We start from the raw sequence: 13,124 nt of genomic DNA on the forward strand, positions 1-13,124 counted from the left end.
TTGAAAATATATTTGGCATATGTGTTGCCCCCCCCCCCAAAAAAAAAACTACGGCTCTCTCGCATACTCCTTGGAGCTTGCGAGAGAGCACTCATCCTTCCTACATCAGCAGGAGAGGCATCTCCGCCTCCCGTACTACGCCGTACTTGTCGTTGTAGTATTCCTCATTCAGCAAGAAAACTCCAAAATCCTCATTTGCTAACGAGATTGCATGCTTCCTGGCCAAACCACGATAGTCATCATCGAACAGGGAAACCGTATATTCCTGCAACCGCCTTAGCACTGAGATTTTCTCGGGTAATTCTCCCCTGTGGAGCATATCAAGTAACTCAGTCGCCTGACCATACGGGACCACAACATTGTGCGTGACATCCGGAATTACATGGAAGTTATCGCTAACCGTCTGAAAAGCCTGAGCAAAGCACAAACCGTACTTTCCTCCCGTAGTATTCGTGAATTGAGATCGATCACATTCGTTGAAGGACAACAGATCATAAGCAGTCGTCGCTCCCTCCGCCCTTCCCCGAATTGGGCAATCCGTATAGCCTCCTTTACCATTACCGTCCTTCTTACGGAGAAGCATGTCATAGTACTGTTCCAGAATATTCGAAGACAGCAAATCCTTTCCTGGGTAGTTCTCCATAATCTGTAAAGTGAGCTGCTTACCCATTGCGATATCCGGCAGATACCTTTCCATGCTGTCTTCAGCTTTCAATGGATAGACATACACATTCTTTGGTTCTACCGATTCACCATTCCTATTGCAGCGCCCAGCGGCCTGCATAATACTGTCCAGACCAGCCATCGCCCTGACCACGCAAGCAAACGAAATGTCAACACCTGCCTCAATAAGCTGTGTGCTCACACAAATCACAGGTTTCGGATTGCCTGGATCAAGCAGCGCACCGATTCTGTTCAGACAATCCGTTCTATGCCTTCCACACATGGCAGTACTGAGATGAATCAGCTCAAACTCATGATTCACATCAAGTCGTTCCAAGCATTGGAAAATCTCACGCGCTTCCTTTTTCAGGTTGACGATTGCCAAGCAATTGCCGTTCTCCCGCGCCTGCTGATAAATAATCTGCCCTAGTTCATCGCAGCTTTTATTTTCAGTTGAAGCAACGATTCTTGTACGTCGAAGCTTGTCTTCATAGCTTTCCGTTTCAGCAATAAGATCAGGCTTTTCCGAAAGGAGCAGATTCTCTCGTTTGGTTTTTTCAAGTAACGGCTGCGTCGCAGAGCACAAAAGAATCGTTGAATTGGTAATCTTCGATAGGAAGCTGACGATCTCATTGAACAGATTGATTGTGTTCATCGGCAACGACTGTATTTCATCAAAAATGATGACACTGTCGGCCATATTATGGAATTTCCGGAGTTTGGTTCCGCGAGCAGACATGACAGTCTCAAGGAATTCCACCATAGTGGTAACAATTATCGGATTGTCCCAACGCTCTGCCGCCAACTTGCGCTGATGCTCCCCGGCATCCTCAAACTCACTCGACGCATTATCCGCTACATCAGCGGAACGTTGCATACCTGCAGTGGAGTAATGCTCCAATAGAACATCGCTATCGGCGCTCAGACCAAGTACATCTCGGAAAGTCTTTGCCGTCTGAGTTGTGATAGACAAATATGGAATCACGTAAATGATCCGGTGCTTTCCTGTCTTCAGCGCATGATGCAACGCAAAATTTAGCGACGCCAACGTTTTACCGCCGCCAGTCGGAATCGACAAACGATAAATCCCGGTTTCCCGCGCCCCCGCCAAACAACACTGTTCATTAATCTGATGTCTTATCCTGTTTATTTCCGAACTCGAATCAAAAGATCTCATGCTTTTATCGAGTCGACTAATCAGATTCTGCCAATCAACCGCATTAGGCCGATACTGTTTTCGGGTCTCGAAACAAGCAGCATCCGTCCTATCCGCATCCACCAGTCGCGAATAAATCAGTTTAACGAGCAAACCTAGATAGAAGTATATGCTATCTTTCGACAGCCTCAGCGATTTAATTTTCTTCAGGAAACAAGCGATATCTTCCGCTGAACCTCGGAAATTCGATTGCAGATCGAGCGCCAAACCGTTAAGCCCCCGCTTGATTTCTTGATACGCATACTTCTCGTTGCTTTTGTCCGACTCCGTGAACCCAAGAAGAAAAGCTCTATTCCCGGACTCGTCAATGCAATCAGGAAGACCTCCGTGATGTTTAGAAATGGCAAGCTCAAGAATTTCCTTTGCTATCTCTTCAATTTCCCCTTTCGACTCGAAAAAATCATTGACGACAAACGCCCCTTGACGGGCATGCTGCACATCTCCCCTATGCCCATCATCCGATAACAGATATGTTTGGAACTGCTGAGCAACCTTCCCGACATCATGCAAGACGGCTGCCGTACGTGAAATATCAGCGAATTCATCCTCGAAACCACTAGCCAATCTTCCTGTACCATGAAGATGGTCATACAAAGTCTGAGTATTGCCTTCCTCATCTTTACGAGCTAATAGAACCATAACCTGCTCCTTTACAGATACCCCCCTGAATAGTCTTTACTCTACCGCATTCCAGCAAAAGATAAAAACGAAATGATTGATTCGAAGATTACCGTATGATTGATTCGAAGATTATCGTCGCCAAATACCTGTGCATACGTAGTACGCCCCAACACAAATAGCAGTAGGGGGTGTGTTTCTCCTGCCAAACTCGACAGGAGAAACACACCCCCACATACTATCGTCAGTCAGCCACCCAGCCAACCACCTCAGACCTTAGCAACCTCCACGCCCAGCTCGGCGCCGGCTTCGACGCTTACACTGTCGGACGAGGTGTCATGCGCCACGAGGTCCTTGAACTGTTCGACCTTGGCCACATCGTCCGCGGGCACGGTCACCTTCAGCGTGATGCGGTCGGAAATTTCCAGGCCAGCGGCCTTACGGGCCTCCTGCACGGCGCGGATCACGTCGCGGGCGTAGCCTTCGGCCAGCAGGTCGTCGTTCAGTTCGGTGTCGAGGATCACGAAGCCACCGGTCGGCAGCGCGGCGGACACGGAGTTCGCAGCCTCCTGCGCGTTCTCCTCCTCCACACGGTTGATCAGCTCGTATTCGCCTTCCTCAAGCGCAATCTCGCCGTTCGGAGTCTCACACACAGGCACGCCGGCGGCGTCCACATGCCAGGCACCGCTCTTGGACGCCTTGATGGCGAACTGCACGTCCTTACGCAGGCGCTTGCCGGCCACACGCGCGTTCACGCGCAGCTCGTTCACGATCTTCAGACCCTGGGAGCCGGCGTCCTCCAGCGTGCAGAACTCGATATCCTTCACGTTGAGCTCGCCCTTCAACACGTCGCTGTAGGCGGCGACCGCATCCGGGTTCTCGACCACCACGGTCAGCTTGGCGAGCGGCTGGCGCACGCGAATCTGCTTGGCCTTACGCATGGAAAGCGTGCCGGAAACAACCTCACGCACCTTCTCCATCGCGTCCACTAGCTTGGCATCGTCCTGCAGCACGGCACCCAGCTCGGTGGTCTCGCCGGTCTTCTCGTCGGCAAGGAACGGCCAGTCGGCCAGATGCACGGATTCGCCGCCAGTCAGGCCGCGCCACACGGCTTCAGCCTCCATCGGAGCCAGCGGAGCCAGCACGCGCATGAAGGTTTCCAGCACGGTGTACAGCGTGTTGAACGCGTTCTCATCACCGGCACCGAAACGTTCGCGGTTGTTGCGGATGTACCAGTTGGTCAGCACGTCGATGAAATCGCTCGCCGCATCGCACGCGTCGGAAATGTAGAAGTTGTCCAGCGCATGCTGGGTCTTCTCCACTAGGCGGCGCAGACGGGCCAGCAGGTAGCGGTCCATCTCCGGCAGCTTCGCCACTTCGTCGGCACGCAGCTTGCGCGCGTCGTACCCGGCCGCGTTGGCGTACAGCGTGAAGAAGTAGTAGGAGCTCCACACCGGCAGCATGACCTGGCGCACGGTGTCGCGGATGCCATCAGCGGTGACGATCAGGTTGCCGCCGCGCAGGATCGGCGAGCTCATGAGGAACCAACGCATGGCGTCGGAGCCGAAGTCGTTGAACACGCCGTTCACGTCCGGGTAGTTGCGCAGGTGCTTCGACATCTTCTGTCCGTCGGAGCCGAGCACGATACCGTGGCAGATCACGTTCTTGAACGCCGGCCTGTCGAACAGGGCGGTCGCCATGACGTGCTGCACGTAGAACCAGCCACGGGTCTGGCCGATGTATTCCACGATGTAGTCGCACGGGAAGTGCTGTTCGAAGGTTTCCTTGTTCTCGAACGGGTAATGGTACTGGGCGAAGCTCATCGAACCGGATTCGAACCAGCAGTCCATCACGTCGCTGATGCGGTGCATGTGGCTCTTGCCAGTCGGGTCGTCCGGGTTGACGCGGGTCAGCTCGTCGATGTACGGACGGTGCATGTTGATATTGCCGTCCTTGTCGCGCGGGTAATCGCCGAAATCGGCCTTCAGCTCGTCAAGCGAGCCGTACACGTCCACGCGCGGGTACTTCGGATCGTCGGAGACCCACACCGGAATCGGGGAACCCCAGAAACGGTTGCGGGAAATCGACCAATCGCGTGCGTTCGCCAGCCACTTGCCGAACTGGCCGTCCTTCACGTTGTTCGGAATCCAGTTGATCTGCTGGTTGAGTTCGAGCAGGCGGTCCTTGATCTTGGTGACGGCCACGAACCAGGAGCTCACCGGCTTGTAGATCAGCGGGGTGGCGCAACGCCAGCAGTGCGGGTAGGAGTGCACGTAGCTCTTCTCCTGGAAGAGGATGGCGCGCTGCTCCTCCGGAATGCGGGCCAGCGGGCCGTCACCGGCGCGCAGGTTGCGCAGGATCGGCTTGTTGGCGTCGAACACGTACAGGCCTTCGTAATCCGGGCACAGCGACGTGAACTTGCAGCCCGCGTCGAGCACGTCGATGCTCTTGATGCCCTTGGCGTTGAGCGTGTTCATATCGTCTTCGCCGTACGGTGCCTGGTGCACGAGGCCGGTACCTTCAACGGTGTCGACGTAGTCGGCGGTGAAGATCTGGTAGCCTTCCGGCCCCGGCACCTTGCCTTCGACGGCGTTCTCGTCGCCCGCGAAGTACGGGAAGACCGGATAGTAGCGCCAGCCTTCCATTTCGGCGCCCTTGAGCTCGCGCACGATCTCGTAGTTCTCGCCGAGTTCCTTCTCGTAGGAGCCGAGCAGCGGCTTGCCGAGGTAGAACTTCTTGCCGGCGAACTTGCCTTCGGTCGGACGCACCTCGACATAGTCGATGTCGGCACCGACCACGATGGCGAAGTTGGTCGGCACGGTCCACGGAGTGGTGGTCCAGAAGACGGCGTAGGCATCCTCCTCGTCGCGCAGCTTCACGGCCACGGACACAGTGGTGTCCTGACGATCCTGGTACACGTCCGCATCCATGCGCAGCTCGTGCGCGCTCAGCGGGGTCTGGTCCTTCGGGCAGTACGGCAGCACGCGGTAGCCCTGGTATGCCAGTCCCTTGTCGTACAGCTGCTTGAAGGCCCACATCACGGACTCCATGTACGTGATGTTCAGGGTCTTGTAGCCGTGCTCGAAATCGACCCAGCGGGCCTGACGGTGCACGTAGTCCTTCCACTCGTTCGTGTACTTGAGCACGGACGCGCGGCAGGCGTCGTTGAACTTGTCGATGCCCAGTTCCTTGATCTGGTCGACGGAGTCGATGCCCAGTTCCTTCTGGGCCTCAAGCTCGGCCGGCAGACCGTGCGTGTCCCAGCCGAACACGCGGTTGACGCGGTGGCCCTTCATGGTCTGGTAACGCGGGATGACGTCCTTCGCGTAACCGGTCAGCAGGTGGCCGTAGTGCGGCAGGCCGTTGGCGAACGGCGGGCCGTCGAAGAAGACGAATTCGTTCTGGCTGTGGTCGCCGGAAGGACGGCGTTCGATGGACTTCTGGAAGGTGTCGTCCTTATCCCAGTAGTCGAGCACGGACTCCTCCAGCTTGGGGAAGCTGGGGTTCGGCGCGACGTTGGCGCTCTGCTCGCCGGCAGCAGCCTTCGGATACACATGATTGGTGGATTCGCTCACCGTATGCTCCTCGTTTGGCGGTTTCATTACTTACCTTACGAGGACGATGGCTTCCGTGCGATCGCGCACGTCCGGCACCGCGGTACCACCTCGCTTGCCGCACTTCCCTGTTGTTCCCACGCAGGTTGTCCGCCTGCGCAGGTCTCGTACGACCGCTTGACATTCGGCTGTTCGGGCCGACCCCGCCGGTTCTACTAAGCCTCGCCAGAAAGCGTCGGCCGTTCTTCCGGAAACTCCCCGCTGATGACGGATCATCGCTTTTCGTTTCAAATCGTCAGCCTAGCACGCCGTACGAACGTAGAAACGCGAAAAGCCGCACGGTGTCCACCATGCGGCTTTCGTAATCGCAAAACAATCGAAATACAATCGGCAGGCCGACCACGAATCGACCGAAGACGATCGCGCTCGGCGGCGAATCAGCCTTCGTTCAGCTGAGCCTCGAGCTGCCTGACGATACCGTCGTGCATCTTCTCGGTGATCTTCACCTTGAGCAGGAACACGACCGCGCTCAGGATGATGACCGCGAGCGGCACATAGAAGGCGCAGATCTCGAAGATCCGGATGTTCGCGGCGGTCATGTCGGCTGCGGTGGCGTTGCCGATCATGCCGGCGGCGATGGCCACGGCTCCGACGATGCCGTTCGAGCACGCGCCCGCGATCTTGTCGAGCATCGGACGGACAGACAGGGTGACGGCCTCGTTGCGCTTGCCGTTCTTCAGCTGGCCGTACTCGATGGAATCGGTCAGGGAAAGGATGGCCGTCATCTGGATAAAGGTCTGCGGCAGATAGAAGAAGACAAGACCGACGGTGACGACCGGCAGGCTGGTGGGGTTGATGATGAACAGCAGATAGCCGATGACCATAAGCACCATGCCGCCGAGGTACAGGTAGCGGCGCGGAATGCGCTTGTTCAGAATCGGGTACAGCGGAGCCATAACGATGCCCGCGACGACGGAGACGACGCCGACGATGGAATAGGCTGCAGAGTTGTTCAGAATGAACTTGAACAGATACATGAGCACGCCGGTGGTGGCCACGTTGGCGATGGCGTACAGCAGGTAGGACAGGGCCACCCACAACAGCTGGTCGTTCTGTGCGAGAGCCTTGAACGCGGCGAGCGGGCCGCCGTTGTCCTCGGCCTTGGTGCGCAGGGTGCTGGAGCTTTCCTTGGTGCCGAACGCGACGGAGCACACGGTGAGGACGCCGAGAATAGCCACGATGATGGCGAAGCAGGTCCAGCCGCTCTGGCTCTCCTGATGCTTGCCGGTGAAGATGTAGCTGAAGTAAGTGACGATCGGAATGACCACGATGGTCAGGCCGTTGTAGCCGATGGAGCCGCCGAAGGAACCGAGGGCGGTGTAGGTGGAGCGCTCATGGGAGTCGGAGGACAGCGCCGGGATCATGCCCCAATAGGAGATGTCGCGCAGGGAGTAGAACACGTCGAGCACGATGAAGGTGATGACGAACAGCACGATGAACAGCGTGGTGTTGACGTTCACCAAGCCGAACAGGCCGGTGTAGACCAGCACGAGCAGAACGGCGGAAACGGTGCCGCCGATGAGCTGCCACGGCTTGAAGCGCCCCCATTTGGTATTGGTGTTGTCGACGATGTTGCCCAGCAGCGGATCGATGAAGATCTCCGCGATGCGGATGACAACCACAAGGCCGGTGATGACGCCGATGAGCTTGGTGGCGAGCGCCTTGTCGACCCCGGAGAACAGCGAGCTGGTGACGTAGACGATGAAGTAGGTGCTCAGCGCGTTGTAGAAGGCGGATTGGCCGACGTTGCCGAACGAATAGGCCACGCGGGACAGCAGACTGCCTTTCCTGGTTGGCTTCGCAGACTGCTGCGTCTCCTTCGGTGCGGCTGCGACATTGGATTCTGCCATCGTACTTCTCCTTAGAAGTTGTGATTGAAGCTGTAATCGGAAATCATCATTTAATTTCGCATGAGTTAAGTATATCCCTTTACCCCTGTTTAGTAAAATTTAACATCTGCGTTGTGCACTGTTGGGCGTGTCGCATTTTGTGCGATTCTGCACATATACATATCATATTGTGTGCGATTCGCGGTATTTCGCCGACAGTAGACAAACAAAAGGCGATTGATGACGCAGCATCATCAATCGCCTTTCATATTTTTCCGCACATACGTACGCTAGGCAGCCCGTTTCGACCGGGCAGATCGCTTCGATCGGGTCTGCAATTTTGGCCGCGATTCACGTTTCGGCTGCGCCGGCACGAAACTATCTCGCACTTCCAGCGTCGTCGACAGGTACGCATGCTGCCGTACTGTGCGCTTGCTGGCAATCGCATCGGCCAAGGTGAGAATCGCAACGCGCGCAAGCTCGTTCTGGTCGATTGAGAACGTGCTCAACGGTGGCGACGTAAGCTGTGCGATCGCCTGGTTGTTGATGCTGATGACGCTGATGTCGCGGGGCACGATCACACCAACCGCGTTGAACGCCTGCAGCACGCCGACCGCGATGATGTCCGCCGAAACAATAACTGCGTCAGGCAGTGCGCCGTTGTGGTCACGGATAAACTGCTCCCCCAGCTTGCGACCATTCTCCACGGTGAACAAGCCGTCAGAATACACCAGTCCACGCAGGTCGAGACCATAACGGCCCATTTCACGCCGAAAATATGTGGCACGCCCCTCTTCGTCCACCTCATAAAAATTCGTCAGCCTCCCCTTGCCGCCGATGAATCCGACACGCTTCATGCCAGCCTTCGCACATGCTTCGACCGCGTCATGCATGGTCTGCTGTAGGTCGGGCTGCACGGAATCAAACAGGTTCGGTGCGGGATTCACATCGATGAACACACCGTATGGCATGACCTCATGCAACTTCTCAAGGTCGCTTTCGGCTATGACATTGGCGCCGATAGCCATGAAACCATCGAATTTCCCCTTCTGATTCAACATCTCGTCAAGACTGTGGAAAACAGTGAGCTCCATACGCTGCTGTTTGGCGTTATGTTCCAGCGCCGAACGCAAATCGGCAAAATACGAATCACGCAGCGTTTCGTCGGACTCCTCGTTGTCCAACAAGGCTACTTCATGCGGAATGACGATACGCTTGGCCTGGGCGCTGTATCCCAAATCCTCGCTGGCGCGGATGATCGCGCGACGCGTCTCCTCACGCACGGACAGCGTCGGATCGCCATTCAACAGACGCGACACCGTGGCCTGCGAGAATCCCGTACGTTTCGCAATCTCCTTGATGGTCGCCATCGCTCCCTCGCCCTCCCATGGATGCCTCATCAGATTTTAGTAAAAGCATTACTAAATCCATCATACTACATTACCGAACGTATTCTTATAGCCATGACACAGCCAGAGCAATCACGGAAACCGCGAATCGCGCATCAGTCCACGGAACGGATGAACGAACTGCGTGCACAACAAAAATCCTTTGCCCTGCAGAACATGCGGAGCAAAGGACTCGGCAACGCCGGTCTGCCTTTCAAAGCGACCGGTCATAAAGGTGGCATCAGTCGGCAGGGTTCCAAACGCGGCTGACACCGTGGAGAAACGCGGTCACCGTCAGCCCCACGGGCCTGCGGCTGGAAGCGCCCGCCCTTCTGCGTGGCCGACTTGCCATGTGAGCCACCCCTCGATGACGCCACGCTCCGCATCGGTTCTACCGGACGCGTATACATCAGGCCTCTCCCCGGTGATGCCGCGGATAGAACCATGCACATATCCACATTTTTCACGGAGACGGTTGCGGGGCTGCCGGCTTTCCATATACCGTCAGCGCATGGAAAGCTTTGGACACAATACATTTTTCACATTAGAGCAGGCACGGGAGGAGGCGGCGAGACGGCATCTTGAATGCAGGCAGGTGTTGTCGCGGATAAGGTCACGCTCCTCGGTTCCACTCTATGTAAGCCACGGCACAGCGCTGGAGCTGCATGGCATGATCGCCACCATGAATTATTTACCCGGATATGGTTCGGAGCTCGTTCACGTTTCGGTGTGCCGGCAACGCGACTTACGGAAAATACAGGGAATGAAATTCCATTACGCAAGACATGGCATAGACGGGGTGCACGCCGACGAATTAGTGTCAAGCGTCTCCGCGATGCAAGCAGTCTGTCAGATTGCGCCCTATGTCGACGAACGAAGTCTGGTGATCGCCATGGATTGGCTCACTTGCGCCAATCCCGATTTACGCGTCTGCACTCACGATGAGCTCTCCGACTACATCCGGAGTGCGCCGCGATTCATTGGGAGCGCCAAATGCAGAAAGGCCTTGCGCCTGTCCAAACCAGGTACCGATTCCCCGCAGGAAACGGTGCTTCGTTTGGAGAGCGATGCCTACGGGCTGCCTGAGGCACATGTCAACTATGAGATCATTGACCACATACGCGGCTCGGGCACGATGAAGGTGGATATCGCCTACCCGGATGACCGCGTCTGCATAGAATACGACGGAAATTACCACTACACCCACGGCCGCTGGATGTATGACCTCGATAAGCGGAACCGACTGAGGGATCTCGGTTTCACTCCTTTTGTCGCCACCCGCGAGCATCTGGCTTCCAAGCAGAAGCTGAACGAGCTGTTCGGCATGGTCGCCCGAGCGATAGCCAGTCACCGTTACGGCTTGGACTAGTTCCGTAGGTGGTTTTTCGCTTCCGTAGGTGGTTGGTCAGAGTATCGGGGTTGGAGAAAGGCTTTATTCTGGCCGTTTTCATGCCGGGTATTCAGACCCAACCACCTACGGAACACCCAAACCGCCTACGGAACCGCATGAGTAGTCCCCGCAATGGATTTTTCGCCATTGATTCGGGGAATCCATGAAAAGCCACAGCGGGCGCACCCTGCGTAAAAGGTCATGCCCGCCGATTCATGGGAGCCATATGCGCAAGGGCCGTGCGGAAGCCACATATGTGGCTTCCGCACGGCCCTTGCATTCGTTGAACACTACCGTTCAGCCTGTCCAATTCACCAAGAACGGGACAGGAACGAAGCAGAAGGAGCCTTACTCCAGTTCCACGGCGCCCGTGTACAGCTGGTAGTACTCGCCCTTCTGCGCGATGAGCTCGTCATGCGAACCGCGCTCGATGATGCGGCCATGGTCGAGCACCATGATCACGTCGGAGTTGCGCACGGTGGACAGGCGGTGCGCGATCACGAACACGGTACGGCCCTTCATGAGATTGTCCATACCGGCCTGCACCACTTCCTCAGTACGGGTGTCGATGGACGAGGTGGCCTCATCAAGGATCATGGCCGGCGGGTCTGCCACTGCGGCGCGTGCGATGGAGATCAGCTGGCGCTGGCCTTGGGACAGACCGGAGCCGTCGCCTTCGAGCACGGTCTGGTAGCCGTTGGGCAGCATGCGGATGAAGCTGTCCGCGTTGGTGAGCTTAGCGGCGGCGATGCACTCCTCGTCGGTGGCGTCGAGCTTGCCATAGCGGATGTTGTCCATCACGGTGCCGGTGAACAGATTCACGTCCTGCAGCACGATGCCGAGCGACTTGCGCAGGTCGGGCTTGCGGATGCCCTTGACGGAGATGCCGTCATACAGAATCATACCTTCCTGGATGTCGTAGAAACGGTTGATCAGGTTGGTCACCGTGGTCTTGCCGGCACCGGTGGCGCCGACGAGCGCGACCTTCTGGCCGGGCTTGGCGAACCAGGTGATGTCGTGCAGCACGGGCTTGTCCGGGTTGTAGCCGAAGGTCACGTCGGTGAAACGCACGTCGCCCTGCAGCAGGGTCAGGCGCCCGTCCGGCGAGGTGATCGCGTTCTCGCGCGCCTTCCTCGCCACTTCCGCGGCCTTCGGGCTCAGCGACTGCGCGGCCTTCAGGGAACGGCTGCCGTCGTCGCCTTCCTCACGCTTCCAGGCCCAATGGCCGGTTTCGTGGTCCACTTCGGTCATGGTGCGGCCGTCTTCGCCGAGCTCGACGTTGACGAGTGTGACGGAGCCGCCGTCGTCCTCGGGCTTCTCATCCATCAGCTGGAAGATGCGGGACGCGCCGGCGAGCGCCATCATCACCATGTTGAACTGCATGGAGACCTGGCCGAGCGGGTTGACGAAGGAGCGAGACAGTGTCAGCAGGGAGATGAGGGCGCCGAGGGTGAGCTTGCCCGCGCCGGCGAGACCGAAGTTGCCCATGCCGGAGAGCGCCATGAATCCGCCGACGATGGCGAGCAGGATGTAGAGGATGTAACCCATGTTGCCTACGACGGGCATGGTCACGTTGCCCCAGGTGTTCGCTTCGGCGGAGGCCTTGTACAGTTCCTCGTTCTTCTCGTCGAAGGTCTTCTGGGTGGCGTCCTCATGATTGAAGACCTTGATGACCTTCTGACCGTTGACGGATTCCTCGACAAAGGCGTTCACGTCGCCGATCCACATCTGCTGCTTGACGAAGTAGCGGCCGGAGCGGGAGACGATGGCGCGCACGACCACGAACAGGATCGCGGCGAACACGAGTACGAAGATCGTGACCGGCACCGACAGCCACAGCATGGAGACCAGTGCGGCCAGTGCGGAGATCGCGGAGGAGAACATCTGCGGGAAGGACTGGCTGATGGCCTGGCGCAGGGTGTCGGTGTCGTTGGTGTAACGGCTCATGATGTCGCCGTGCTCGTTGGTGTCGAAGTAGCGGACTGGCAGGGTCTGCTGGTGGGCGAACATGTCGTCGCGGATCTTCTTCAGCGTGCCTTGTTCGACGGTGACGATGAGCCACTGCCACAACCAGCTGCAGAACGTGCCAGCCGCATACAGACAGCCCATCAGCGTCAGCGCGCGCAACAGCGGTCCCCAATCAGGATCCGTTGCGCCGACCATCGGCAGGATGTAGCTGTCGATCAGCGATTGCAGAAACAGAGCGGAGCCGGCTTGGGCGGCCGCGCCGACCAGAATGCATACCACGATTGCGATGACATGCCATTTGTATTGGAAGATGTAGTCGAAGATACGTTTGGTGGTGCCGGGAGCGGCTTTCTGCATTGGCGGCTTAGCGCCCGGCTTCACGTCCGGATTCATATCCGGCTTGGATTGCATGGTTTTTCCAGTGTTCTTTTCAGCGGT

General features: G+C 57.1%; 7 protein-coding genes. 2 read left to right on the forward strand and 5 right to left on the reverse strand.

Annotation, left to right across the window (positions count from 1 at the left end; genetic code table 11):
- Nucleotides 1–100: 100 nt before the first annotated feature.
- From BAD_RS06270 to BAD_RS06285, 4 genes are all read right to left on the reverse strand, one after another.
- Complete coding sequence (locus BAD_RS06270) at nucleotides 101–2,518, reverse strand: CRISPR-associated helicase/endonuclease Cas3 (RefSeq protein WP_011743511.1); 2,418 nt, start codon at nucleotides 2,516–2,518, stop codon at nucleotides 101–103.
- 248 nt (nucleotides 2,519–2,766) lie between these two features.
- The gene (gene ileS, locus BAD_RS06275) at nucleotides 2,767–6,072 is read right to left on the reverse strand and encodes a mupirocin-resistant isoleucine--tRNA ligase (RefSeq protein ID WP_113736383.1); all 3,306 of its coding nucleotides are present in this window, start codon (nucleotides 6,070–6,072) and stop codon (nucleotides 2,767–2,769) included.
- 416 nt (nucleotides 6,073–6,488) lie between these two features.
- The gene (locus BAD_RS06280) at nucleotides 6,489–7,961 is read right to left on the reverse strand and encodes a glycoside-pentoside-hexuronide (GPH):cation symporter (protein ID WP_011743513.1); all 1,473 of its coding nucleotides are present in this window, start codon (nucleotides 7,959–7,961) and stop codon (nucleotides 6,489–6,491) included.
- A 269-nt stretch (nucleotides 7,962–8,230) separates the two neighbouring features.
- A complete protein-coding gene (locus BAD_RS06285) occupies nucleotides 8,231–9,310 on the reverse strand; it encodes a LacI family DNA-binding transcriptional regulator (protein ID WP_011743514.1) in 1,080 nt (359 codons plus the stop codon).
- Between the two features lie 21 nt (nucleotides 9,311–9,331).
- Between BAD_RS06285 and BAD_RS09305 the strand changes: the two genes are divergently transcribed.
- Complete coding sequence (locus tag BAD_RS09305; RefSeq protein ID WP_227561954.1) at nucleotides 9,332–9,598, forward strand: hypothetical protein; 267 nt, start codon at nucleotides 9,332–9,334, stop codon at nucleotides 9,596–9,598.
- Nucleotides 9,599–9,839: 241 nt separating this feature from the next.
- Nucleotides 9,840–10,697 carry a hypothetical protein gene (locus BAD_RS06290; RefSeq protein WP_041777516.1) on the forward strand — a complete coding sequence of 286 codons (858 nt, stop codon included), beginning with the start codon at nucleotides 9,840–9,842 and terminating at the stop codon, nucleotides 10,695–10,697.
- 369 nt (nucleotides 10,698–11,066) lie between these two features.
- Here the strand turns inward: BAD_RS06290 and BAD_RS06295 are convergent, their stop codons facing one another.
- Entirely contained in the window at nucleotides 11,067–13,079 is a 2,013-nt protein-coding gene (locus BAD_RS06295; protein ID WP_041777517.1) for an ABC transporter ATP-binding protein, read from the reverse strand.
- Between the last annotated feature and the right edge of the window lie 45 nt (nucleotides 13,080–13,124).

Origin of the sequence: Bifidobacterium adolescentis ATCC 15703, assembly GCF_000010425.1 — a bacterium.
Classification (GTDB): Bacteria; Actinomycetota; Actinomycetes; order Actinomycetales; family Bifidobacteriaceae; genus Bifidobacterium; species Bifidobacterium adolescentis.

Bases quoted from the DNA above. Each gene is read 5' to 3' on its own strand.
- BAD_RS06270 (WP_011743511.1), bottom strand. From the start codon at position 2,518: ATGGTTCTATTAGCTCGTAAAGATGAGGAAGGCAATACTCAGACTTTG.
- BAD_RS06290 (WP_041777516.1), top strand. From the start codon at position 9,840: ATGGAAAGCTTTGGACACAATACATTTTTCACATTAGAGCAGGCACGG.
- BAD_RS06295 (WP_041777517.1), bottom strand. From the start codon at position 13,079: ATGAATCCGGACGTGAAGCCGGGCGCTAAGCCGCCAATGCAGAAAGCC.
- BAD_RS06285 (WP_011743514.1), bottom strand. From the start codon at position 9,310: ATGGCGACCATCAAGGAGATTGCGAAACGTACGGGATTCTCGCAGGCC.
- BAD_RS09305 (WP_227561954.1), top strand. From the start codon at position 9,332: ATGCCTCATCAGATTTTAGTAAAAGCATTACTAAATCCATCATACTAC.
- BAD_RS06280 (WP_011743513.1), bottom strand. From the start codon at position 7,961: ATGGCAGAATCCAATGTCGCAGCCGCACCGAAGGAGACGCAGCAGTCT.